This window comes from Nostoc sp., from assembly GCF_036916575.1.
In the GTDB taxonomy this organism is placed as follows: Bacteria; Cyanobacteriota; Cyanobacteriia; order Cyanobacteriales; family Nostocaceae; genus Nostoc.
Genome location: NZ_JBALGC010000037.1, coordinates 39,313 through 62,445 on the forward strand (window position 1 = coordinate 39,313; position 23,133 = coordinate 62,445).

At 41.3% G+C, this 23,133-nt stretch carries 21 protein-coding genes and 1 pseudogene; 4 read left to right on the forward strand and 18 right to left on the reverse strand.

Annotation, left to right across the window (positions count from 1 at the left end; translation table 11 throughout):
* Positions 1-22: 22 nt before the first annotated feature.
* The 7 genes and pseudogenes from V7L29_RS09495 to V7L29_RS09525 form a co-directional block, all read right to left on the reverse strand.
* Entirely contained in the window at positions 23-445 is a 423-nt protein-coding gene (locus V7L29_RS09495) for a type II toxin-antitoxin system VapC family toxin (RefSeq protein ID WP_334735282.1), read from the reverse strand.
* Entirely contained in the window at positions 445-2,115 is a 1,671-nt protein-coding gene (locus V7L29_RS09500; RefSeq protein WP_334735283.1) for a restriction endonuclease subunit S, read from the reverse strand. Before V7L29_RS09500 ends, V7L29_RS09495 begins: the two co-directional genes overlap by 1 nt.
* Positions 2,085-4,073: an N-6 DNA methylase gene (locus tag V7L29_RS09505; RefSeq protein WP_334735284.1), complete on the reverse strand. Its 1,989-nt coding sequence runs from the start codon at positions 4,071-4,073 to the stop codon at positions 2,085-2,087. The genes V7L29_RS09500 and V7L29_RS09505 overlap by 31 nt, the downstream gene beginning before the upstream one ends.
* A gap of 421 nt (positions 4,074-4,494) precedes the next feature.
* A complete protein-coding gene (locus V7L29_RS09510) occupies positions 4,495-6,123 on the reverse strand; it encodes a Na/Pi cotransporter family protein (protein ID WP_334735285.1) in 1,629 nt (542 codons plus the stop codon).
* Positions 6,124-6,911: 788 nt separating this feature from the next.
* Positions 6,912-7,286 (reverse strand): annotated as a pseudogene (locus tag V7L29_RS09515) (CHAT domain-containing protein); the annotation flags it as partial.
* A gap of 59 nt (positions 7,287-7,345) precedes the next feature.
* A complete protein-coding gene (locus V7L29_RS09520; protein ID WP_334735286.1) occupies positions 7,346-7,804 on the reverse strand; it encodes a hypothetical protein in 459 nt (152 codons plus the stop codon).
* Positions 7,805-7,948: 144 nt separating this feature from the next.
* Positions 7,949-8,125 carry a hypothetical protein gene (locus tag V7L29_RS09525; protein WP_334735287.1) on the reverse strand — a complete coding sequence of 59 codons (177 nt, stop codon included), beginning with the start codon at positions 8,123-8,125 and terminating at the stop codon, positions 7,949-7,951.
* Positions 8,126-8,200: 75 nt separating this feature from the next.
* Between V7L29_RS09525 and V7L29_RS09530 the strand changes: the two genes are divergently transcribed.
* On the forward strand, positions 8,201-8,326 hold the full coding sequence (locus tag V7L29_RS09530; RefSeq protein WP_334689002.1) for a hypothetical protein: 126 nt from the start codon (positions 8,201-8,203) through the stop codon (positions 8,324-8,326).
* A 62-nt stretch (positions 8,327-8,388) separates the two neighbouring features.
* On the opposite strand, the gene V7L29_RS09535 is transcribed toward V7L29_RS09530, so the two are convergent.
* The 5 genes from V7L29_RS09535 to V7L29_RS09555 form a co-directional block, all read right to left on the reverse strand.
* On the reverse strand, positions 8,389-8,658 hold the full coding sequence (locus V7L29_RS09535) for a hypothetical protein (RefSeq protein WP_334735288.1): 270 nt from the start codon (positions 8,656-8,658) through the stop codon (positions 8,389-8,391).
* Positions 8,659-8,730: 72 nt separating this feature from the next.
* Positions 8,731-10,317, reverse strand: a complete 1,587-nt coding sequence (locus tag V7L29_RS09540) for a TonB-dependent siderophore receptor (protein ID WP_334735344.1) — start codon at positions 10,315-10,317, stop codon at positions 8,731-8,733.
* 3 nt (positions 10,318-10,320) lie between these two features.
* The gene (locus V7L29_RS09545) at positions 10,321-10,587 is read right to left on the reverse strand and encodes a TonB-dependent receptor plug domain-containing protein (protein ID WP_334735289.1); all 267 of its coding nucleotides are present in this window, start codon (positions 10,585-10,587) and stop codon (positions 10,321-10,323) included.
* The gene (locus V7L29_RS09550; protein WP_334735290.1) at positions 10,584-11,363 is read right to left on the reverse strand and encodes an AMIN domain-containing protein; all 780 of its coding nucleotides are present in this window, start codon (positions 11,361-11,363) and stop codon (positions 10,584-10,586) included. Before V7L29_RS09550 ends, V7L29_RS09545 begins: the two co-directional genes overlap by 4 nt.
* A 243-nt stretch (positions 11,364-11,606) precedes the next feature.
* Complete coding sequence (locus V7L29_RS09555; protein WP_334689000.1) at positions 11,607-12,566, reverse strand: AraC family transcriptional regulator; 960 nt, start codon at positions 12,564-12,566, stop codon at positions 11,607-11,609.
* 308 nt (positions 12,567-12,874) lie between these two features.
* Here V7L29_RS09555 and V7L29_RS09560 point away from each other — a divergent pair, with 308 nt between their 5' ends.
* Complete coding sequence (locus V7L29_RS09560; protein WP_334688999.1) at positions 12,875-13,744, forward strand: Rpn family recombination-promoting nuclease/putative transposase; 870 nt, start codon at positions 12,875-12,877, stop codon at positions 13,742-13,744.
* 14 nt (positions 13,745-13,758) lie between these two features.
* Here the strand turns inward: V7L29_RS09560 and V7L29_RS09565 are convergent, their stop codons facing one another.
* The 6 genes from V7L29_RS09565 to V7L29_RS09590 form a co-directional block, all read right to left on the reverse strand.
* Entirely contained in the window at positions 13,759-14,550 is a 792-nt protein-coding gene (locus V7L29_RS09565; protein ID WP_334688998.1) for an ABC transporter ATP-binding protein, read from the reverse strand.
* Positions 14,551-14,573: 23 nt separating this feature from the next.
* Positions 14,574-15,497 (reverse strand): branched-chain amino acid ABC transporter permease, encoded by a 924-nt coding sequence (locus V7L29_RS09570; protein ID WP_334735291.1) that lies wholly within the window; start codon positions 15,495-15,497, stop codon positions 14,574-14,576.
* Between the two features lie 103 nt (positions 15,498-15,600).
* Entirely contained in the window at positions 15,601-16,551 is a 951-nt protein-coding gene (locus V7L29_RS09575; protein ID WP_334688996.1) for a branched-chain amino acid ABC transporter permease, read from the reverse strand.
* A 7-nt stretch (positions 16,552-16,558) separates the two neighbouring features.
* Positions 16,559-17,821, reverse strand: a complete 1,263-nt coding sequence (locus V7L29_RS09580) for an ABC transporter substrate-binding protein (RefSeq protein ID WP_334688995.1) — start codon at positions 17,819-17,821, stop codon at positions 16,559-16,561.
* Positions 17,822-18,080: 259 nt separating this feature from the next.
* Positions 18,081-18,407, reverse strand: a complete 327-nt coding sequence (locus V7L29_RS09585) for a DUF6464 family protein (RefSeq protein WP_334688994.1) — start codon at positions 18,405-18,407, stop codon at positions 18,081-18,083.
* Positions 18,408-18,632: 225 nt separating this feature from the next.
* Complete coding sequence (locus V7L29_RS09590; RefSeq protein WP_334735292.1) at positions 18,633-19,130, reverse strand: hypothetical protein; 498 nt, start codon at positions 19,128-19,130, stop codon at positions 18,633-18,635.
* A 665-nt stretch (positions 19,131-19,795) separates the two neighbouring features.
* Between V7L29_RS09590 and V7L29_RS09595 the strand changes: the two genes are divergently transcribed.
* Together V7L29_RS09595 and V7L29_RS09600 are read left to right on the forward strand one after the other, a co-directional pair.
* Complete coding sequence (locus tag V7L29_RS09595; RefSeq protein ID WP_334735293.1) at positions 19,796-20,257, forward strand: GNAT family N-acetyltransferase; 462 nt, start codon at positions 19,796-19,798, stop codon at positions 20,255-20,257.
* A gap of 552 nt (positions 20,258-20,809) precedes the next feature.
* Positions 20,810-22,699: a transketolase gene (locus V7L29_RS09600; protein WP_334735294.1), complete on the forward strand. Its 1,890-nt coding sequence runs from the start codon at positions 20,810-20,812 to the stop codon at positions 22,697-22,699.
* The last annotated feature ends 434 nt before the right edge of the window (positions 22,700-23,133 follow it).

The following is a 23,133-nucleotide window of genomic DNA, read 5'->3' on the forward strand; positions in this document are numbered from 1 at the left end:
ATCACTTCGCTGCTAAACCATCTCAGACTTGGCAATTTCGCATCAAGGCTGTATAGCCTGCTTGCACAAAATGTCTGTCATAGGCAAGCGCCTCGGCAATAATTTGCTCATCCATAATTTTGAATGATACGCAATCAGTTTGACTCCACTCCTTATCTGCCCTTTGCTCATAGAGCGTCAACGCCGCCTGAAACTGAATACTAGTTTGTGGAATGATGGTAGTGTTTGGATGGCGATAGAGACTCTTAATAAGATTGGCGGCTGCTTGTCGAAAGTACTCACCTCTGGATGAAAAATCATTTAGTACTTCAGTTAAAACCATTTCACTGGTGACAATATGAGCAGGCTGTAAAGCTTTTGAGAGATTTATCGCTTTGTTATGTAAATCATCACGAGGATTAAGCAACGCTACCCAGTACCCTGTATCTGCAAACACAACCCGCATCAATCTTTTCCTTGTTTCTGTTTCTGGTAGTAATCAAATCTCCTAGCTAAGTCTGTGGGTAGTTTTTGCCATTCTTCATCAGGGACTTGGGCAGAGATTTCAGCTACCAATTCCCAAATAGGCACAGCAGCAGCGTCAAAAGAAAGTTGGCTTAATTCAGATGGTGGTTGAACAGCGTCAATTTCAACTTGAGGAGTTTGTTTTTTGACAATTAGGTTTTCAAGTTTGCTGATGGCTTCTTGTTCATTACGCCAAGCCTCATCCCGTAATTGATTGGCTTTGAGAACTAAGTTGCCAATTTCATTGATAATACTTGGTTCAGGTAGAGCAATTGGGACAGAAGAGAACATTTCTTTGTCAACTTCGAGAATCACTGAACCGTAAGAATATCGAGTAATCAAGCGATAACCATAGTCTGATGCCAACCAAGCATAAAGATAGCCTGGGTTCATATCCTCTGCTGCTAGAAACCTTGTTGCGTGTTCGCTGGCTGTCCAGCTTGCCATATAAGTAGGAATAATTTGTACACGCCCAATTGTTCCAGAGCGAGTAACCGCAATCATATTTTCTTCTAGTTGAATTTCAGGCAAATCTTTAGTATGTGCGCCTTTAGCTAATCCCTTAATATCTATTGGAGAAATTTGGAAAAGTTGCTTGCTACTAAGGAGAGGAATTCCGCCCTTTTCAACGTAAACTCTTTTACGGAATTTAGTAATAGGTCTAATTTCTCTGGTAACTCGTGAATCGCCTACAGTGGTAACTTCAACAGACAATTTTCTCAACTGCTTTTCAGCAGCAATGGCAACCGGATCATGAAAGCTACCTTCTAAGCGTCCTAGCAGTTGAGAAGCTTTTACTTTGGCAATGGATGTATTTCTATCTGTGGGGGCAATAGAATTTAGCTCAGGCAAGTTTAACCGTTCATGTAATAATCGATCTGCTTCATCTAAAAGCCGATTTGCTTCATCTCGAAGTTCACCAGCTTTACACATTAACCGACCAATTGCTATTCGGCGTATTGGTTGCAAATCAGGAATTAAAACTCGTTCTAGATGTTCAGGTTCAATTTGAGCTACAACAGGACCGTAAGTTCCTTGAATAACCTGAGCGCGACCATAATGACTGCGAAGAAAAGCCGCAACATAACCAGCAGTATCAGGATCGCTTGCTTGAAGACGAATGGCGTGTTCTGAAATAGCTTTACCTAGAAAACTTTCTGTTGCTAAACCAATATTACCAATAGTGCCAGAGCGTGAAATCAACACATCCCACTTCTTAGGCAAAAACAAATTTAAATTTGGAGTGTACTTTTTACTAATGAAACGATCAGTTGTGGGGCGTAAGCTAATAATCTCAGAGCTAGATAAAAATGGGATGCCTTTTTCAGGGCTTACGTAAATCCGTTTGAAGCGATGAGGATAATAACCCCCTGTGCAAAGACCAGCTTCGCCATAAAGCTGCATGAGTTGTAAACCACTGTTTTCCAAAGCTGTAACCGCGTTATGAGCTTCGATACTAAAAGCAGATGCTTCTAAGCGAACGCCTGCATCAAATATCTCACTGAGCCTGATGGTAGTTGACAGTTTCTCAGACTCATCAGGCGAAGATATCGGCGTATATTCCGGTTGAAAGTTGTATTTTACCATCCCAGCACCACCTGCTTTTTCCAAACAAGAAACTCATCTGCCACAAATGGCGTATCATCGTCTTCTACTTTCTGACGAGGTAAAGGTCTAGCTGTGCCTTCGCCGCTTGCTGTTCGCTCTATAAGTGGAATTGATTCTGGCTCGGCTGGCATCAGTATCTCTTCACCCTCTTGATTCCTTCTGTAAACAGTGTTACCTCGTTTATCATGCCCGATCGCCTTTACCTGTGCCATAAAGATTTCGTAGTCTGGCATGGTTCCTCGATTAATTTCTTCTTCTGTCTTTTTTTGAAGAATGAGAACTGAGGTTTGAGTACCATTACGAGGCTGAAAGGTGTCGGAATGCAGATCAATAGAGGCGACAATGCGGCAATGCTTGATCATCCAGTATCGCACGTAGAGTAATCCAGGCGCACCCAAAATTGCATCTGGCAGCACAATTCCCATGCGTCCACCGGGTTTTAAAAATTGCCAGCATCGCTCAATGAACAGAATTTCTGGGGGTGCAGAGCCTTGAAGTTGATCGGTTACTTCCCAACCTGTTTCAGTTTCCCGCCAAACATGACCAAGCTGATATTGAATTAAAGTTTCACGATCTTTAATAGGTAACTTCGAGCCAAAGGGGGGATTTGTAGCAATGACATCAAAATAAGCTAGATCCTTTGGGCTGCGTAAACTTTTAGGATCAATATCAAGGGCTTTTGCAAACTGTTTGCGAAAATTCTCTTCCCACTGATGCGGATGTAATAATGAATCATGCCGGAAAATATTGCCAGCCCCATCATTATTCATCACCATATTCATCTTGGTAGCTTTTACCAAGTCTGGATTAATATCAACTCCGAAGAAGTTTGCTTGAGCAGTTTCTCTGATTTTAGAATTTAAGGCATCTCGCATCCAGATATCAGATTGCTCAGTGACTCCCGCTTGCTGCTTTAGCTTTTGGATGACTTCATTCATTGCAATGACCAGAAAGCCACCTGTGCCACAAGCAGGATCGATAATTCTGTCAGTTACTTTTATATCAAGCATCCTAACAGTCATTCTTTGAACATTTCGAGGTGTGAAAAATTCACCGCGATCGCCCCTCAAGTTAGCTCCAACAAGTTCCTCATAGGCTTTCCCCTTCACATCAATATTCGTACTGAGAAAACTATATCGCTGGAGTTCACCAACCACATAAGCTAAGGAACGCGGCTGAAGTTTTAGCTGGTTGTTAGCATCAAAAATAGCAGGATACTGTTTTTTGACAGCATCAAAAATTTTACTAATTCTATTAACAACAGTTAGCCTACCATCATTACTTGCTTTTTCACGGGCAGTTGCATAAAACTCTAAAGGGTTTGGAAAATTCCGCTCATCATGAATCTTGCAAAAAATCACTTTCAAAAGCTCAAAGAAAGCAGGTTGTTTTTGTAGTCCATCAGTGACATAAATATGGTCATGACAAATCTTGAAAGAAAACAGCAGGTTATCTCCAACTGCATTCTTTAAAGATTCACGAGTTGGGCGATCGACTTCTTCAAGACTGCCATCTTTTGAAGGAATATCATTTGGTTCTTCGTAAACAACGCCTTCTTCTGTCTTAACTCGACGAAAGACTGTCTTTTTCTTTCCGTTTGTCCACATTCCCCATTCCGAATTATCGCAAGCTGCCATGTAAGACTTGAGTTGATCAACTCCGTCTTTACTAGCTGAGGGCTGTATCGAGTCTTTCTTGCACTCAATAATAATTCGGACGTTCTCCTGATTGTGTGGTTCTCCTTCACCGAAGATGACAATATCCGCCCGGACTGTCTTACTACCCTGTTTAATTGGATACTCAACCTCAATTTGTTCTGGCAAGTAACTCAATTCTAAAACTAAGCGACGCTCAATGTTTTGACGAACATACTCTTCGGGTGTATCATTACGGATTTTTTGATCAATGAAATCACAAATTTTCCCATCTGAGAGTGTCGTTAGTAGCTTAGTTTTAGTCATTACTTACTAATAAATTATTATTAAAACTTTATCTTTTTAGATTTTACCAATATTTGCTCTATTCAATACTCTTTTGTTGCTTATATTTACGTTATTAGCAAGCTTTTACACAATAAATTTTCTACTTTAAACCTCTGTGATCGCTCTAAAAATCTCAACTTCCAACCTTTGAACTCAAAAGTTCCACCTTTTTACTCAAACGCTGAACCTTTGAACTTGGAAGTTGCACCTTTTTGCTGGAACGTTGAGCCTTTGAACTTGGAAGTTGCACCTTTTTGCTGGAACGTTGAGCTTCTGAACTCGGAACTTCGACCTTTTTGCTCGAATGTTGAGGTTCTGAGATTGAAACTTGAGGGTTTGAGGTTGGATGATGAGGGTTAGAAGGCGATCGCTTCTTCTTCTGCTCAAACCTGTGAACAAATTACAACTCTCCCTGAATAACACGGGCAATGCTATAGGTGTGGGAGAGAATACGACTCATCGCATTAACCATCTCCAAATGAATGGAACTGGCATTAAGACTCACAGAATCTCCTGAACTGAGATGCTGATGATGCCTTAGATAAATTTCCCGCTTAATTTGGTTGAGCGATTGCCGCTGCGATAAAACTTCACCTGCGATCGTTGGATCTTGTGCAGCCAGCCCTGTCAGTGTTTGTTGCAGCAGGGCCAGCACATCACCGTGGTAAGCAACAATGTCGTTCCACTCTTGCTGAGAAAAAGCAATTTGTTTGCGTCGTTTGCGTCGAGCTAATCTCATGAGTTGTCGGTCGATGATGTCGCCAATTGCCTCTAACTCCGTACTGATATAAAGCAATGTCAACTCCCGTTGCGACTGTTCCTCCGTCAGTAATTCATCATTGAGTTGAATTAGGTAATGCTTGATAGCAGTTTCCAGGTCGTCAAGCTGGTTATCGAGTGCCCCAATCTGTTTAGGCAAATCTTTCACCCCGTCTTCAAACGCCTGAATACTAAGCTGTAGCATCTCTGTTGCCAAATCCGCCATCCGCAGAATTTCGCGCATTGCTTGACCAAGTGCGATCGCAGGTAATGTCAACGCATTGGGATCAAGATAGCGTACACTCAGTTTCTTTTCTGTTTCAGGTTCTGGTAGCAGTCTGGTAGCGAAGTCTGCAAGTGAATTTGCTAGTGGTACAAAAATAATCGCCAAAATCAAGTTGAATCCCAGGTGTGCCAATGCTACTTGTGTTGATGGATTGGGCAACAGACGAGTCAATAACACCGCCAAGGGATTCAGCAATGCCAACACCAATGCTCCCCCTGCCAGCCTCGTGCCAACATAAATGAATCCTAGTCGGCGGGCGACGACGCTACCTCGGTTTAATGCAGTGAATAATGGCATAAGTGTTGTGCCGATATTTGCACCCAGTGTTACTGCTAAAGCAGCTTCTAGGGGGAGGGCATGTGCCCCAGCTAGTACCATTACGATTCCAATCGCCGCGATACTGGAGACAAACACAGCTGCCAGCAGTACCCCCAGTAATATCAACACCAAGGGAGACGGGGAGAGTACCTGCATAATCTCATTCGTAATCGAACTATCGGCAATGGGGGCACTACTGGCGTCAATCATCGCCAAACCCTGCAACACTAATCCAAAACTGAATACGCCGCGCCCAAGATCCCGCACAGTCTTGCGTCGGGTCAACAAAGCAAATGCTGCCGTTAAACCTAGAAACTCTTGTGCATAGTCAGTGATGTGGAAAGCCAGCAGTTGTACTATCAATGTAGAGCCAACGGCAGCTCCCTGTAACATGAGCACTGCGGTTGCTAATGGCACTAACTGGGCACTGACTAGTCCTACCATCACTGAAGCAGTTGCTGTGGAGCTTTGGGTTAGCATGGTTACAATCATACCTGACACAAAAGCTGCCATTGGACGCTTCGCCAGCGTCATCATGGCAAGCCGCAGACGTGAACCCAATGCCCGCTCCATTGCATCGGTAACTTGTTTCACACCATAGAGAAGCAGTGTGGAACCCCCAATTAATAGTATCAGGATTTGTGTAGGGTCGTGAGTCTTGAGCATCAGCACACTTACCTTGCTAACGTTTAAAAAAGACTTCAAATCAATAGATTTACCGTACTTTAATAGTAATTTAATATTCAGTTAAAATCAGGTTAAATAAACATGGTACGGTGTATTCAAGAAATACTCAAAATATAGAATTTTAATGAAATAAGATAAGCACTTTCAAGATGAGTAAAAATGTTGGTCAATCAATTTCTTTTTACCGTCTTACCTCTGTGTTCTCTTCGTCTGGAGTGGTTAGATAAATTACTTTTAAACCGCAGAGGTACACAAAGAAGTCAGAGCAGCGGCTTCCACCGTTCTGAACATGGGTGAGCGCAAAGAAAAAACAATCTTATTTTACGAGTCACCTTAAAAAGGCTAGTTTTAGAACCCTTGATAATGACCCTTCAGAGATGATTTTTCGGGATAAATACTTCTGCGTAGGCGTAGCCCGTCGTAGACATTGCCTTCAAAATCTCAACTTTCAACCTCTGAACTCGGAAGTTGCACCTTTTTACTCGAACGTTGAGCCTCTGAACTCGGAAGTTGCACCTTTTTGCTTGAACGTTGAGCCTCTGAACTCGGAACTTTGACCTTTTTACTCGAACGTTGAGCCTCTGAACTCGGAAGTTGCACCTTTTTGCTTGAACGTTGAGCTTCTGAACTCGGAAGTTGCACCTTTTTGCTCGAATGCTGAGCTTCTGAAGTTTAAGTTTCGGGTTCTGAGGTTAAAACTTGAAGGTATAAGGTTGAATGATGGTGATTGAAGAGACGGTTTTCTAATTACCAAAAAGCTGATTGAGCTATTTTTTCTTCTTTAGTTTTGGTTTCAGATGATCTGGCAGATTCTCAGACTGAATTGCATTACAACCCAATTTATAAGCATTTTCAATAGACTTTCCTGCTCCAAGAGCATCATAAAATCCCGTAGCAAAATGAATTGCGGCAGCATCTCCAATTGCATCATTCATCCCAATCACATAGTCAATATGTTCTACAATTGCCTCTGCTTGCACTTCAGAATAGCAAGCATTAAGGAGAACACATTCGACGTGTTCAGCACACAGTTCAAATGTATTTGCTAAAGCCTCTGTAGTGACTAGTTTTGATTGTCCGTTTTCATCTTCTAGCACCAATCCTTCATTTCCAAATCCATGTCCGCAGAAATGGACGATTTGTGGTTCATGATCTAATAAAGCTCGACGTACATCAGCAGCCCGAACAGCCCATTTCTGTTCTAATCTGAATTGATCACGCTTCTGAGATCGACGTAATCATTAATTTCACGCACCTCTTTATCCAAGCGTAATCTTGCCTCATCAACTGGGCTGGATGCCAAGATCAGAATTGTTTTCATAGTCTGTGATTCCTTTTTGCTAACAATCTGAAGAATCTGCTCTGGTTGAGGTGGTTGCCAATTTTTTCGCCGTTTAACGCTCTGAGCTTTCAGCAACGTTTTTTTAAGCCACGTTAATTCAGGAAACTCCTCAGCAATACGCTCAATCTCGATACACGCCTGAGATGTCCCAGTTTCCCTAAGTTGTGTTAAAACACTGTCTCTTAAGTTAGCAACACTTTCTCTAGCGCCCATATTGTGAGCAAGAACATCATTACTGTAATCAGGATCTCCACTATGAGGATACTGACAAACTAGCCAGATGTATAAATCCGCTAACTGTTTTTCAGTCAGCTTCAAATGCAAACCATGCGAGTAGCGGTAAGCGACTGCTTCAAATACTTCTCGCCCAAAGTCTGTATTTTGGTAGATAGCCGACCAAATAACCGCCCAGCTACTAGGTTCTGCACATTCGACTAATACCCTACCTGCAACTATAGCTTTCTAGTGTGCTTCTTCTTCTAAAGGTAGAGGAATAGAAACAAGGGATTTAGCAAACTCTCTAGCTCCAATCGATTCACGCTTTAAAAGTTCTTCAAGTAACTGCCCCATACACTGAGGTTTAATTACTGTATCCTTAGCCTTTTGTAAAAGAACAGCTTTGAAACGTCCAGTAGCCAAATTCTTTTGTTAGTAGAAGAATCGGCAGTCGCTTTGAAACTTTTCCCGGTGTTGATTGCTCTTAGCTGATTGTGTTTGACTTGTGCTTGTACAGATTGTGCCATCAACAACGGCAGAAAAATCATTACTAACCATAGCCAAGTAGTAAATGGCGATCGCTCAATTCTCATTATTCCTCACACTCCACCAAGCCAACTCTAATTAAATGACAAGAGTTCTTAATAAAACTGGTGGGTATTATATATAGATTCTAGCTTTCGTGTCTACCCAAAAAGGGCATCATCTTCGCTAAAAGGACTTTTTCTCCAACAAACTTCGCCCTGTGTGATGCCAAATTGGCGTTTAAAGGCAGTCGCAAAGTGTGCCGGATTTGAGTAACCATTAGAAACTCTGGGCGTAGACGCGTTCGCGTAGCGTCTCCGAAGGAGAAGAGAAGCGGCTTCTCGGAGAGTAGCATTGTTAGATTTCACGAGTGTAGCTGATTTACTTTCTTGGCTAGAAGCTACTTGGAAGTTAGTTATGAGTGCCAGCAAGGCATAGATTCCCAACTTTTTAAAAAAGTCGGGAATTTAAACACCGAGGTAAAAAGCAATAAGGAAAGTAACTTAAAACTCCCATGAAATTGTCCCCTGCACCGTAAACGGATCGGCATAAAAAAGATTTGTGCTGTTAATAGCAGATTCAATATAGTCAACGTCAAACAAATTCTTAAAATTAATTCCTGCCCGGAATCTATCTTGCTTATAGAAGATAGCGGCCTCAGTGAGGAAATAACTAGGCAAAGTGAAGGTATTGTTTAAGTCTCCTTGGCGTTCTCCGACGTAGAATAACCCCAAGCCAAAACCCAAGCCTTTGAAATTACCAGATTGAATGTTGTAGCTTGTCCAGATGTTAAAGCTGTGTTTGGGAATATTATTCACCAAGTTGCCAACCGTATAGGTATTGTCTTTGGTAATTTCTGCATCAGTGTAAGCATAACCTTCAATGATGTTCCATCCTGGTAAAATTTCGCCACCAATGCTAAATTCAACCCCTTTGCTACGTTGCTCACCTGTTTGGATGGATAAGTCAGAATTGATTGGATTGGTGGTCAAGACATTGGAGCGTGTCAAATCGTAAAAGGCAAGTGTCGCAGAAAGTGTACTGCTAATATCTCCTTTGATACCAACTTCATAGGAAGTACCGCGTTCCGGTTGAAATGTACTGTTATCAAAGGCTCTTCCAGTGTTTGGGCTAAAGGAACGACTGTAGTTAGCATACAGTGAAATTGCTTTTATTGGCTGATAAACAATTCCCACACGCGGACTAAATGCATCATCAGATTGCGTTTGTTCTGTCTTAGCAAGATAATCTTCTGAGGTCTGGTTGAAGGTATCAAACCGCCCGCCCAATAGCAGTTTCAGATTATCAGCCAGTGTCACTTGATCTTGAACATAAACACCGAGTGTGTCTGTTGTGTCGAGACCATCAAAAAAACTAGGATCGCCGAATGGCTGACTACCGTATACAGGATTGAACAGGTCAAGGGAAGCAATTTCGCGATCATAGCCGATGTAATATTGGGTTTGCCTGTTGAGATTAAATCCTGTGACCAGTTGATGCCTAATACTACCTGTAGTAAACTTACCAACTACATATGTATCAAGATTATAGAATCTGTAGTCATCAACACCATTTTCGTAACCTCTACTTATAATTCGCTTTTCATCATCTAACTGGCCGTTAGTAATCCAATTCGTAAACCGTTGAGATGAGGAATATCCAAAGGCGCTACGTAGCTGCCAGTTGTCACTAAAGCGATGTTCGAGATCGTAGCCAACGCGAAGGGCACTTTGATCCATTGTACTAAACGGCTCTGCTGTGTTGCGATCGCGCGGTATTTGACCATTCGGATTGGGTAGGATAGTCCCCTTGGCGGGAAGCCCCAGCTGACCATTCTTTTTGGGTCGAACCTGATATTCGCCAGAAAAAGTAATCTTAGTGCGATCGCTGATTTGCCAGGAAAGCACAGGAGCAACAAAGTATTTTTGTTCATCATAGAAGTCTAGGAAGCTTTCGGTCGTCTGAGTTGCAAGGTTAAGACGATACAATACCGTTTTGCTGTCATTGAGTGGACCAGAAAAGTCAAAAGCTCCGCGATAGAAGTTGAAGCTGCCAGCAGAGGCTTCTATTGCGTAGTAAGGCTCGCTCAGAGGTTATTTAGTGACATAATTGATGACTCCGCCTAATGAACCCTGACCGTAGAGAACTGAAGCTGGTCCTTTTAGCACCTCAATTCGTTCAAAACCAGCCGCATCAAAACTTGCAAGTTGATAAGTAAGGTCTCTCAACCCGTTTCTCTGGATATCGCTTTGTGAACGAAAGCCTCGGATTGAAACAGCTTCAAAATTTCCACGAGTTGATGATTGACCTCCCTGGACTACACCGGGCACATTTCTAACCGCTTCAGCCAGGTTTCTCACCTGCTGGTCTTCCGTACTTGTCGGGGTACTACCTGAATCGATTGAGGAATGTCGTGCAAAGGTGTGTCAGTTTTGGTGGCAGTTGAAGCATCTGTTGCACGATAGTTATCTTGCTCACCCGTCACAACTAACTCAATTGGCTCATTGTCTTGTGTCGATGGTGTCTGTTGCGGTGTTTGGTTTGGTAGTTGTTCTTCAGTTTGTAGTGTTTGAGGTGGCTGCATTGCAGTTGCCTGCGATGCTACTGCAAAAACCAATCCTGCATTATCATCCAATAACTCAACTGTGGGCATAGCTGCAACACCCACTACCGTCACTCGCACAGTATTGGCATCAATATTCTGTGCTGTTATTTGTGTAATTCCCGCAAGTGGTTTTTCCGAACGAAATGTAAAAGCATTACCATCTGCTAACTGTAACTGCCCACCAGATACATCAACAATAAAATTATTGCCCGTACTGCGATTCGTAACTTGCAGTTGAGTGACAAGCGGTGTCTCTAAAATCACCTCCACACCTTGGGAAGTGGGATTGGCTTTCACCCCGGTAATTGGTACGATTCCTGATGCTGGCGTTGCTTGTGGGGTTGACGATTGCGAAAGTAATCCACTAGTATTGGTGGCTGGGTGTTCCATCTCACTGATTTGCCTAATTTTTCTGTTAGTAGAAGAATCGGCAGTTACTTTGAAACTTTCCCCAGTGTTGATTGCTGTTGGTTGATTTTGCTTAACCTGTGCTTGTATAGATTGTGCCATCAACAACGGCAGAAAAATCATTACTAACCACAGCCAAATAGTAGATAGCGATCACTGAATCTTCATGAATTTTTTCCTCACACTCCAGTAACCAAAACCTCTTTGTTCAGAAGATTTCTGAATAAACTCAAAATGAAGATTAGAGGAATTGCATGAGTCGCGTCTACCCCAATACAGAACTAATCATCGCCAAACAGACTTTTCTGGCAATAAACACTGACTAGAATAATTCGTAATTCGTAATTAAGAAGTCCCTAATTATCGTTAAACAGACTTTTTTCCCAACAAACACTGACTCGGAGAGATACCAAACTTACGTTTAAAAGCAACACTAAAGTGTGTGGGATTGGAGTAACCAGTCATAATTGCCACCTCTAGCACTGTGCGATTTCCTTCTCTGAGCCAGCATTTTGCTCGCTCCATGCGTTTATCTGTCAAGTAACCAAATACGGTAGTACCAAAGAGTCGCTGAAAACCACGTTGAAGAGTGCGATCGCTTATTCCCACAAGTTGTGCTAATTCTAATAATGATGGTGGATTTTCTAGCCGGGAGAGTAAAATTTCTCTTGCCTGGTATATCCGCTCAAGAGTTCCGGCTCTAAATCGTGGTTGTGGTTGCAGTCCACCTTGATCAGTAATTATCGGAGTTAACTGCAACCTGATCAGTTCCAGCACTCTCACCTGCAAATACATCCGCTTGGTGATTCCTTGATAAGGACAGTTAATGATTTGCTCTGCCACAGAGTGGATAGCAGCAGTCTTTTTGGGGTGTAGCATTGTCTGCCAATCATCACCTTTGGCCAGTAAGCTGAACTGGGAAGGAATTTCGCCGCCCTCTGTCGGGAAAAAGGTTGCCAATAGCGAAGGTGGCATATGAATATCAAAGCCCACAAACCGTTGATATTTTGGAGTCTTGAAAATCCATGAGCGTTGAACGCCAGCACCAGAGATCAGTGTATCGTCTGTGTTAACTCCTAAAAGACCGACACCAAATTGCAGAGGATGATTATATTCAGGAACTTCCTCCAATACATCATCGTGATATTCAGAGTCACTAATTGAAAGCCAGAGATGGGGATACACCTCAATATCTCGCATATATCCTTTGCCCAGTTGCTTGGGTACTTGATAAATAAATTCATTAGGCTCTGGGTTTTGTAGGCTGTTCAGTTTAGCTTCTGCCCACAGTTCTCGCTCCTCTTTGGGCGTCAGGATAATTGTCATAGTTAGTGATAATGATAAAAGTTATTATTAATCATAGGTTAGTATGACGTACAGCGCTCCGCGCATGAAAACAGCAAAGCTTACTGGAGATATCACCTATAGCAGTTTTCAGTGACCACCGTAGGCATCGCCCAAATTTTTTTATAACTCATTCTTAATAACTTGCGATCGCAAAACCCCATCACTAGCTGTTATTAACATTGCAGACAAATAAAGCAGGTAAAAGCTTACTTAATAAACATTCTTTAGATGTAATGCCACACTTCAAGTTACGATAAATCTCACTTCTTGAGAGCATCTACACCCTGATGGCAAAACCTGCCGATGTCGGCACCAAAAAATTAATCAGTCTCGCACCTGACAACTGGGTAAGATGGGTAACCCAGATTCCTGATCTCGTTGCTGGGGAAATTCTCACCAGTGAATTTCAGTGGATTAGCCGAGAAAGTGATGTATTAATCCGTGTCACAAGTCCTCAGCACGGAGAATTTCTGCTTCTCAACGAATTGCAATTACGCTATCAATCCAAAATGCCACGTCGGATGCGTGCATACGGTGCACTTGCAGAAGAAAAATATAACTTACCAACATACCCCGTTCTCATCAACATTCTTAAAACTGGCAACAACGAAATACCCACAAGCTTTACATCAAATATTGCTGGATTACGGGCAATACAAGATTATCGGGTAATTAATATGTGGGAAGTCGATGTCAACATTGCTTTTGAACAACCTTTACCATCATTACTGCCGTTTGTACCTATTCTTAAAGGTGGTGAAAATGAATCTACTATTAGAGAAGCATTGCAAATTCTCCGTGCTGATGAACAACTAAACCAACTGGAAACAGTCTTAGCTTTTTTTGCTACGTTTGTTTTAGAGAGTGCCCTAATTCGAGAAATCATGAGGTGGGATATGACTGTATTACGTGAGTCACCTTGGTATCAGGAAATTTTACGTGAAGGAGAAGCACGCGGAGAAGCACGCGGGGAAGCACGCGGGGAACTGCGAGGAATACTTTCTAGTATTGAAATTAATTTAGAGTTGAAATTCGGTGATAACGGGTTACAGTTAATGTCACAAATCAACCAAATTAATGATTTAGAGCGTTTGAAGATAATTTTACGGAATGTTGTAACTGCAAATAATATTGAGGAATTGCAACAGGTTTTGTAATTTGAGACAGATAATCATTCATTGCCTAAATAAGCCTCAATCACCGCTGGATTATTTCTGACTACAGATGGTTCACCCAAAGCAATTAATTGACCGAAATCTAATACCGCAATGCGATCGCACAAACCCATCACTAAGGGTACATGATGTTCTATCAGGATGATCGTCAAATTAAAGCGATCGCGCAGGCTGCGAATAAATGCACTGAGTTGCTGCTTTTCGTTGGGGTTCATCCCCGCCGCTGGTTCGTCAAGAAGTAAGATTTGCGGTTTTAATGCTAAAGCGCGGGCAATTTCTAGCCGACGCTGATCGCCGTAGGCAAAGTTTTTAGCTTTTTCTTCAGCGCGATCGCTCAATCCCACTAAATCCAATAAATCTAAAGCTTTTTGCTTAGTTTTAAGTTCTTCATTAGGCGCTGGTGGTAATCCCAAAACTCCTGTGATCATATTACTTTTAGTGTGTAAATGTCGGGCAATTATCACATTTTCTAATGCCGATAATTCCCCAAACAAGCGAATATTTTGGAAGGTACGAGCTATTCCTAAAGCAGCAATTTGATGAGGACGCAGTTGAAAAATTTCTGTACCTTGATAAATTAATTGACCGCTAGAAGGTGGAATGAAAGCAGTAATCAAATTAAACAGTGTTGTTTTGCCAGCACCATTTGGGCCAATCAGTCCAAAAATCTCATGTTTATTTACACTAAAAGATACATTATTTACCGCCACTAGACCACCAAAGCGGCGAGTCAATGCTCTTGCTTCTAAGACAATACTGTTATTAGGTGCTGGAATACTATGTGACATTTTTACATATTATTATGAATAGTTCACTTTTGGATTTTGCGTCTTTGAAAAATATCTGGAGTAATTAGCCCTTGGGGGAAAAAGATTGTACCTACTACTATTAGTAAACCAAAAATAATTAATCTCCCATCTCGCAAAAATTGTGCTAACCAATTAGGTAAACCACCAGTATCAGCTAGGCTTCGCAGAATCTCTGGTAAAGCTGTAAATACAATACCTCCAACTACCGATCCTAAGAAAGTTCTTGAACCACCAATCAAAACAAAAGTTAAATATATAATACTGGCATCAAAAGTCCCTTGACGAGCATTCCAGGTATTAAGGAAGTGGGCGCTAATTGCACCTACAACCCCTGCAAGTATAGCCCCTAGTGTAAACGCCAAAACTTTGTAATAAGTCGGATCAATTCCCATTGCACCCGCAGCTAATTCATCTTCACGGATAGCGATAAAAGCCCTGCCGACACGGATGCGTTCTAAACGATAAAGTAGCACCATACTAATTAATAGTAAAGGGAGGGCAATCCATAAATATTCAAGTTGTGTTTGGAAAGGTTGAGGAATGCCAAAAATCCCAACAGCACCGCCTGTAATATCCAGATTGAGAGAGATGACGCGCAGAACTTCTACAAAAGCAATAGTAGCGATCGCTAAATAAATTCCTCGTAATCTCAATGCTGGAATTCCCACTACTACACCTAATAAACCAGAAATTACACCAGCAATTAATATCTCCAATAATAATAATGGAATGGGATATAAACTACTACTAGATGTCAAAACTTTTGTGGAGAGAATTGCTGCAATATACCCACCCAAAGCATAAAATCCCGGACTAGCTAAAGACAATTGCCCTGTCATTAGCGGTAAATAAAGCGATAATCCTAGTAGGGTCCCCAATACCATAGAGACAATTAAAGAACCGTAAGTAGCAAAAAAATCAGCCATTTTTTAAGTTATGAGTTATGAGTTATGAGTTATGAGTTATGAGTTGGGATTTAAGAAGATTTAAACTTATAATTCCTAACTATTAACTCCTAACTTCCTCTTACTACACTTTCTGAATAAACCGCCGTCCCAGTAAACCTTGGGGTCTAACTAATAGCATGATAAACAAAATTCCAAAGGCTACTGCGTCTTTATATCCAGAGTATTCAGCGGGTACAAACGCCTCTACTAGTCCAATTAACAAACCTCCTAATACTGCACCGGGAATACTACCCAAACCACCTAAGACAATTACCGCTAAACCGCGCAACCCAAAAGCAATGCCGAAATATGGCCCTGCAATACTAACACTAGAGGCGACTAAAGTTCCTGCTAATCCTGCTAAAAAACTGCTGATGAAGAATGTTAGGATGATAAAGCGATCGCTATTAATTCCTAACAAACTAGCTGTGGTTGGATCTTCTGCGATCGCCTGCATTGCCTTACCATATTTAGTTCGATTGATAAAATAGGTAAGAATTGCCACAATCACAACTGATACACCAAAAATTACCACCTGAACACTGCGAATAGGAATTGGGTTTTCTGGACTACCAAAGTTAATAGCTGGTGGCAAATTTCCGTAAGTATTTGCGGGGTATGTATAACTTTCTGCGCCTACTAAATACTGGATTAAATTCACAATTACCACTGCTACCCCCAAGCTAGAAACAACAGTTAGTAGAGGGTCAGATCCTTGACGCCGTAAGGGTTGAAAAGCAACGCGTTCCATCACTATCCCTACTAATCCCGCCAAGGTACTTCCTAATATTAAGGATATAGCAAATGGTAATTTTATCGGCAGGGCTGCATTAGCCAACAAGCCGTTAAACCCAAAGTTACCACCCATGAGTGCATAAGTGAAATATGCACCCAAGGTAAAAATCGCGCCATGAGCTAAATTAATGATGCCCAAAATCGAATAAACTAAGGTATATCCTAAGGCAAAAATTGCATAAACGCTACCGATGGATAACCCATTTAATAATTGCTGCAAAAACAGATTGATATTCATGTAGCAACTATTTTATAAATGTAAATTTACCCTGGCTCCCGTCTTTTGCCATCTTGATTTGGGCTACATAGAAATCTTTTTGCACAACTTCACCTATGGGAGTAAAACTAATTTCACCCAATGGTGTATTGTATGTTCCGACAAGTATCTGTTTGTTTAATTCTGTCCGCAATTCTGGTAGCTGTAATTTGTTGACTTTGCTCTTTTTATCTAAAGCTTGGAGTGCTTCGACATAAACCTGCACTGCTGTAAAAGCTTGGGCGCTAAATTGGGGTGGCTCTTTTTTGTATTCGTCAGTATAGGCTTTATGAAATGCCGTGTTAATTTCACCTGGATGTTCTGGACTGTAGGCTTGAGCAATCAACACACCATCACAAAGTGCCTTACAAACTGGCAATATATTCGATGTATTTAAACCATTTCCACCAACAATTAAGCCTTTATAACCCAGTTCCCGCAATTGTCGGACTAAATTACCACCATCAGCAGCTAAACCAGAAATAATGATCAAATCTGGTTTGAGATTAATCGCATTGGTAGCTTGGCTTTGAAAATCTGTATCACTGGTTTGGAACTTTTGTACTGTTACCAATTCCAGCCCTTGATCCTTAACTGTTTGCTGAAAAATTTCCGTTTCCGACTTGCTATATGAATCATTTTGAGCATAAAAAACTGCGACTTTTTTAAGTTGGGGGTTCTGCTTAAGTGCAGCTTTCACCGAATTAGGCGCGACGATGGAAACTGGTGCAGAAACACGAGCAACGTAATCACCAATTTCGGGAATGTTTTTAGCAGTATTCGATGGCCCAATAATTGGTACTTTTGCACGTTCGGCAATCGGGTCAGCACTAAAAGCTTGCTGTGACAAAGTTGGGCCCACAATCCCAATAACTTTATCTTTGTTAATTAGAGTTTGAAAAGCGTTAATTGTCCCTGCTTCATCACCGCTAGTATCTTGAAACACCAATTTAATTGGAGTCCCGTTGACACCACCTTTACTATTAAAATACTTCTCGGCAAGTTTGGCTCCAGCAACTTGTTCTTGACCTAGTAATGCTACATTGCTAGTTTGGGCAACGCCAATACCGATGGGAATAGCACCCGACAATGTACCCGTTGTCGCTGCCGTATCGGTTGCAGTATTATTTGGGGTACTATTTGGACTATTATTTGGAGAATTTCTCACAGTGCTAGTGCCACTACCACAGCCTGTTAGTAGCAAAGCCCAAGTTGATAATAATGCTGTTGTCCGAGCGATCGCGTTGTTCATCGTTAAATAATCATGTAGTTATTAGATATTCGGCAAAAGCTAATAGTAAAGTTTATAATCTGGAAACAAAGTAACGCAGATTTACGCTTTTACACGAATTCTATTAAATCATTCTTATTTCACCATGCAAAGACAAATATTCAAAGTGTTTGTAAATACGAATTATTATAATTAGTAATGATTTTATCATTCCTTGGTTAATTTGGGAATGTGCTATAAAGTCGCTTTGTCAGTTTAGTTGAGTACTAAGTAAGGACTCTTAAACGCTTTTTTCACTACCAGCTAATCCCTTAGGTTCATAGTGACGGCAACCGTTACATGGGCCCTCAGGATTGACAGCACAGCGGATATAGCCAGATCGGGCATTAAATTTGCAGCTGATGTCGCCAATCAGGTAACCCACCCCTTCTAAATAATAGCGATCGCCTTCAACAGGTCTAATGTTGTGCCGTCCCTGCACCATTGGAAAATTCATCGCTGCTTGCCTCATCCGTAAGCGCGATCGCACAAAGTTTTTGCGGATCATCCACAGGGAAAACAGGGACGGTAAAAAACCAACGGCAATCACTAAAAGTGTCTTTAACACCTTTTTTACCTCTTCTGTGCGCTGATTGATTATCCCTGATGTTGCACCTGGTTTTACGGAAGTGCAAATATTAGGGCAGCTTTGCCTATTTGCAACCACAGTTGGTGGCAATTAGCAATGGCAGTGTGGTATCTAGCAATTTTGAGGAAGAAGTTCCTTCTGCCACTTCAATTAGCATAACTGTTACAATCTCATGGGTCAGCTGCCATTGAATGTTGATAATTATTAAGATTTGTTGACTAATACCTTTTTAAGGAAGCGTTTTGTGTCAGCCTCAGCCCCACTTTTATTTTTTCTGTGTCGCTGCGATGCTAATCTTTTTTTGGTTTGCTGACGAAGTTGCCGTGCTAATAGCGTTGCTTCTCTTTCTGCTCGGAATAAATCAACTCTTCGCGTCGTCAGAATAAATGACTCGTCTGGCTTTGGTTTCACCCAAGGGACGCTAATTGACTGCCAAATAAAAATATTTTTGTATTTTAGAACTGGGTAACGTTTTTGAGTATTAAGTGTGTTGGCGATCGCTTTCAACTCTAATATCGCTGCTTCTAACTCTCCTGCCATCTGATTGATGCGTTCGACTTGTGCTATAAAACGCTCCCGTTCACTGATGATTTTTTCATCTTGGGGTTGCAGTGGCACTATCGCAGTAGTTACAGCTGTAGGCTGCAACAGCGAAACTTTGAGCAAAGTGGGCTTTTTGTCCGTGTCTGGGATTTTTTTCATACTACCTCAAGCAAGGCTAGCTGACTTTTAAGGCATTTTAGCAGTAAAACAGTATATTTGTACTATAAAAATTGTGTATATGAGATTTAATCTGATCAATTCTGCTGTATAAGTGGAAAGGACTGCACTCGAAAGCTGAAGTAGTCCCGCTAGCGCTGATAATAAGTAGGTGGGCGTAAATATTTGTCGTTGGGATAAGGCACGAGGGAAGAGGGTTTTAGCCTCGTTCAGTTTTGTTAACATAGTTTGGTTTTATTCTGCCGACCTACTTACCGCTCTTTAATCACTTTTACCAGAGAATAAAACAATAATCCTTACTACGTAAGGCTTTTAGACAAAATAGATGATTCTAGCCATAATGTTAGAAAATAAAGGTTCAAACCCAGTTTCTGTCTCTTGTTTAGAAGTGAGCTAAGATTTTTCTTTGACCAGAGTGATGGAAGAGCGTTACCCCTCTTTCATCACTTTCACCAAAGTAAAAACATATAATCCTTGTTAGGCAAGAGTTTCAGGCACAATACATGATTTTCACCATAATGTTAGAAAATAAAGCTCTAAACCCAAGTGCTGTATGAGGTTTAAAAGTTGCCTGAGATTTTTATTTCACCAAAGTGATGGAAGAGGGTTACTTCTAGTAGAGTTATTAGTCATTAATTACCTTCCTAATGATATTAAGAATATACGAAATAGCTGATACCGAAGAAATTATGAAATTGTTCTATGACACTGTTCATGAGGTGAATATTCATGATTATACAGAAGAACAAGTAGATGCTTGGGCACCAGCAAATATGGATATTGATGTTTGGATTAAAGATTTAGGAAGTAAGTTTACTTATGTAGCAGAGGAACAGGGCAAAATTATTGGTTTTGGGGAATTAGAAGCTAATGGCCATATTGACCGTTTTTACTGTCATCAAGATTTTCAAAGAAAAGGGATTGGTAAGAAAATCTTAGAACAGCTTGAATTAAAAGCAAAGGTTTTAAAAATTGAAAAGTTATTTACAGAAGCCAGTATTACAGCTAAACCTTTTTTTGAAAACCAGAATTTTATTGTTGTGAAACAGCAAGAGGTAGAACGTAGAGATCAAAAGCTGATAAACTTCGTTATGGAAAAATCAATTTAATAATTACTAAATTGATTTGATTGAAAACAGTAATTTCGATGAGTGTAATCCGCTAAAGAGCATTTAGCTGCATATAATAAGAGCTATCGCTGACTAAAAGTGAATTTTTATAGAAAAATGAATTATGTTATTCAGCCATTACTTGTCAATAAAATTTAACTATTTTAAACAGAAACGACTTTTTTCTCTCGTTGTAATCTCGATTTTTTTGTTGTTCAAGAAAGAAAATTCTGAATCGAGTGGAATTAGTCTTGTATACCTTAAGAAATAAAGCTGAGTTATTCCATTAGAAAGAAGCCACTGTAGCTCTTACTATCTAAAGTAAACTTAGGGATATTGAAAGAAATCTTTGAACAAGTGTTTAGTTGGATTTGTGTCTGCTTCGGGTTAAAAAAGACACTATTCATAACAAAGTCAAATTAAAAAAGAATAATTTTTCTTTTTACCTAGAGCGTATTAGCATTTTTTCGGTAAGCCAAGTTTAGCCAAAACACGAGTGATGAAACAAAGGATTCGCTACAATACCCTTGATTTTCATTTAGGAATATTACTATGACCACACAGGAGCAACTAGACCAATGGCATGAACTAGCACAACAGTTGCGTATTGATAGTATTCGCGCTACAACCGTTGCTGGTTCGGGTCATCCTACCTCGTCCATGTCAGCCGCTGATCTGATGGCGGTTTTACTCTCCAAATATCTCCGCTACGACTTTGATAATCCACACAACCCTAATAACGATCATTTCCTTCTCTCTAAAGGACACGCTGCACCTCTGCTCTATGCCATGTATAAAGCAGGAGGGGCAATTACTGATGAGGAGTTATTGTCGCTACGGCAATTTGGCAGCCGTCTACAAGGACATCCCACACCAGTTTTACCTTGGGTTGATGTGGCGACTGGCTCATTGGGACAAGGATTACCAATTGGTGTGGGGGTGGCTTTAGCAGGTAAATATCTAGATCAACTTCCATACCATGTCTGGGTATTGCTGGGTGATAGCGAAACAGCTGAGGGATCTGTATGGGAGGCTTTTGATCATGCTTCACACTCCAAACTAGACAATCTGATCGCCATTATCGATGTCAATCGACTAGGGCAACGCGGTGAGACTGAACTGGGTTGGAACACACAAGCCTATGCTGCACGTGCTAGAGGCTTTGGCTGGCACGCAATTGAAATTGATGGTCACAACTTGACAGAGATTGACCAAGCCTTTAGCACTGCTTTGAGCATCAACGATCGCCCCACGGTAATTATCGCCCGTACGAAGAAAGGCAAAGGTGTGGCTTCTGTGGAAGATATAGGTGGTTGGCATGGTAAAGCATTCAAACCCGACCAAGAGAAAGAGGCGATCACTGAGTTAGGTGGTGAACGCCAGATGATAATTCAAGTCAACAAACCCGAAGAACAAAGCCAACCTGCTGCAACAGGCAATCCTCAATCCCTGCAACTTCCCACTTATGAGAAAGGTGCAAAGGTCGCAACACGTAAAGCATATGGTGACGCTTTAGTGGCATTGGGAGCCGCTCAACCCGATGTAGTTGTCCTTGATGGTGAGGTGAGTAATTCCACTTACGCCGAAGATTTTGCCAAAGCCTATCCTGAGCGCTACTTTGAGATGTACATTGCTGAACAACAACTGATTGCAGCAGCGGTGGGTTTGCAGGTACGAAAATATAAACCCTTTGCTTCCAGCTTCGCAGCCTTCTTGAGTAGAGGTTACGACTTTGTACGGATGGCAGCTATCTCTCGCGCCAACATTAAATTAGTGGGTTCTCATGCTGGGGTATCCATTGGTCAGGATGGCCCTTCACAGATGGCACTGGAGGACTTAGCAGCCTTCCGGGCGGTGTGGAGTAGTACTGTATTATATCCCAGTGATGGCAATCAGACGGCTAAACTAGTGGCGCAAATGAGCGATCGCAATGGCATTGTTTACCTCCGCACCACCAGGGAAAGCACACCTGTAATCTATGGCTCTGATGAAGAATTTCCCATTGGTGGTAGCAAAGTAATCCGTAGTTCCGAGCAAGATCAAGCCACTGTGATTGCCGCTGGTATTACTTTATATGAAGCACTTAAGGCTAGCGATCGTCTCAAAAACGAAGGCATTACGGTGCGGATCATAGATGTCTACTCGGTCAAACCCATTGATGTAGAGACACTTCATCAAGCTGCACGCGATACCAAGGGAAATTTAGTCGTTGTTGAAGACCACTGGATAGAAGGCGGACTAGGTGCAGCTGTACTTGATGCCTTTGCTGGTACTAGTAGTATTCCTACTTACAATGGGCCTCAACTGCGGTTAATTAAGTTGGCAGTGCTTGATATGCCAGGTTCCGGCACTCCAGAAGAACTGCTCCATGCTGCCAAAATTGATGCAGATGCCATTGTTGAAGCCGTGAAATCGCAAGTCAGACAGCCAGTAGGGGTATAAGACAATACGGTTTGGTTAACAAAGTTATCTGTTGAGGTGAGCTCTTGAAGCAGGGGAGGAGGAGCAGTTCTAAAGAAAGAATTATTGTTTAACATGACCTCGACGAACTTCTCCCTGCCTTGAACTGAAGTTCAAGTCTGTCCCTCTCGCCCGTCGGAGAGGGACAGTTTTGCGTAGTAAAACCTCTTAAATGTGGACTCTTGATTTTTGTCGAGTAATTTATTCCTTGGAAGTCCTTTACTGAATCGGTGTCCTATAACCTTTGATTTTATATTCAAATTTCTAATCTTTTTTGATGGCAAAAAATGATAAATGCAAATTTACTAAAATCGGCGTTTTCAAAAAATCCCCCAAAAATCATTGAAAAAAAAGTATTGACTTTACATACGTTTACTGAAATGCAGACTTTTTGCTCAATATAATATAATTTCAAA

Bases quoted from the DNA above. Each gene is read 5' to 3' on its own strand.
- V7L29_RS09495 (WP_334735282.1), bottom strand. From the start codon at position 445: ATGCGGGTTGTGTTTGCAGATACAGGGTACTGGGTAGCGTTGCTTAAT.
- V7L29_RS09505 (WP_334735284.1), bottom strand. From the start codon at position 4,073: ATGACTAAAACTAAGCTACTAACGACACTCTCAGATGGGAAAATTTGT.
- V7L29_RS09510 (WP_334735285.1), bottom strand. From the start codon at position 6,123: ATGCTCAAGACTCACGACCCTACACAAATCCTGATACTATTAATTGGG.
- V7L29_RS09550 (WP_334735290.1), bottom strand. From the start codon at position 11,363: ATGATTTTTCTGCCGTTGTTGATGGCACAATCTATACAAGCACAGGTT.
- V7L29_RS09555 (WP_334689000.1), bottom strand. From the start codon at position 12,566: ATGACAATTATCCTGACGCCCAAAGAGGAGCGAGAACTGTGGGCAGAA.
- V7L29_RS09560 (WP_334688999.1), top strand. From the start codon at position 12,875: ATGGCAAAACCTGCCGATGTCGGCACCAAAAAATTAATCAGTCTCGCA.
- V7L29_RS09565 (WP_334688998.1), bottom strand. From the start codon at position 14,550: ATGTCACATAGTATTCCAGCACCTAATAACAGTATTGTCTTAGAAGCA.
- V7L29_RS09570 (WP_334735291.1), bottom strand. From the start codon at position 15,497: ATGGCTGATTTTTTTGCTACTTACGGTTCTTTAATTGTCTCTATGGTA.
- V7L29_RS09575 (WP_334688996.1), bottom strand. From the start codon at position 16,551: ATGAATATCAATCTGTTTTTGCAGCAATTATTAAATGGGTTATCCATC.
- V7L29_RS09580 (WP_334688995.1), bottom strand. From the start codon at position 17,821: ATGAACAACGCGATCGCTCGGACAACAGCATTATTATCAACTTGGGCT.
- V7L29_RS09590 (WP_334735292.1), bottom strand. From the start codon at position 19,130: ATGAAAAAAATCCCAGACACGGACAAAAAGCCCACTTTGCTCAAAGTT.
- V7L29_RS09595 (WP_334735293.1), top strand. From the start codon at position 19,796: ATGATATTAAGAATATACGAAATAGCTGATACCGAAGAAATTATGAAA.
- V7L29_RS09600 (WP_334735294.1), top strand. From the start codon at position 20,810: ATGACCACACAGGAGCAACTAGACCAATGGCATGAACTAGCACAACAG.